We start from the raw sequence: 1,310 nt of genomic DNA on the forward strand, positions 1-1,310 counted from the left end.
TACCAGACCTACAAGGCCGAGTCCGGCGGGTTCGTCCGGGACCACTTCTTCGGCAAGTCCCCGCAGACCAAGGACATGGTCGCTGACCTGACCGACGAGCAGATCTGGGGCCTCAAACGCGGCGGGCACGATTACCGCAAGGTCTACGCCGCCTACAAGGCAGCGGTGGAGTTCAAGGGCAAACCCACCGTGATCCTGGCCAAAACCGTCAAGGGCTACGGCCTGGGACCGCACTTCGAAGGCCGCAACGCGACCCACCAGATGAAAAAGCTGACCATGGAAGACCTCAAGGCCTTCCGTGACCACCTGCGCATCCCCATCAGCGATGACCAGCTCGACGCGGACCTCTACCGGCCCCCGTACTACCACCCCGGCATGGACGCCCCCGAAATCAAATACCTGATGGAACGCCGGGCAGAACTGGGCGGGTTCGTCCCCGAACGCCGCCGCACCCACACCCCCGTCACCCTGCCCGAGGCCAAATCCTACGAGGTCGCCAAACGCGGATCCGGCAAACAACAAGCCGCGACCACCATGGCCTTCGTCAGGCTCCTCAAAGACCTCATGCGGGACAAGAACTTCGGGGCCCGGTTCGTGCCCGTCGTCCCGGACGAATCCCGGACCTTCGGCATGGACGCGTTCTTCCCGACCGCGAAAATCTACAACCCCAAGGGCCAGAACTACCTCTCCGTGGACCGGGACCTCGTCCTGGCCTACAAGGAATCCCCCGCCGGGCAACTGATCCACCCCGGCATCAACGAAGCCGGCGCCGTCGCAGCGTTCACCGCCGCCGGAACCGCGTACGCCACCCACGGCGAACCCCTGGTCCCGATCTACGTCTTCTACTCCATGTTCGGCTTCCAACGCACCGGAGACTCGTTCTGGGCCGCCGCGGACCAAATGACCCGCGGCTTCATCATCGGCGCCACCGCAGGACGAACCACCCTCACCGGCGAAGGACTCCAACACGCCGACGGGCACTCCCCCATCCTGGCCTCCACCAACCCCGCCGTGAAAACCTACGACCCCGCCTACGGCTACGAAATCGGCCACATCATCCGCCACGGCCTCGAAGAAATGTACGGCCCCGACAACGACGGTGATGACAAAAATGTCATGTACTACCTCACCGTCTACAACGAACCCATCACCCAACCCGCCGAACCCGAGAACCTGGACATCAACGGGCTCCTCAAAGGCATCTACCGCCTCGCCCCCGCCCCGGAAAACACCACCGGAGACACCAGGCCCACCGCGAACATCCTCGCCTCCGGCGTGTCCGTGCCCTGGGCCCTCGAAGCCGCCCGGAT

General features: G+C 64.4%; 1 pseudogene. It reads left to right on the forward strand.

Annotated features, from left to right (window positions below):
• Positions 1–1,310: pseudogene (locus tag ABIE18_RS22075) on the forward strand (pyruvate dehydrogenase (acetyl-transferring), homodimeric type); the annotation flags it as partial.

The organism is Arthrobacter sp. 2762 (genome assembly GCF_040548745.1).
In the GTDB taxonomy this organism is placed as follows: domain Bacteria; phylum Actinomycetota; class Actinomycetes; order Actinomycetales; family Micrococcaceae; genus Arthrobacter.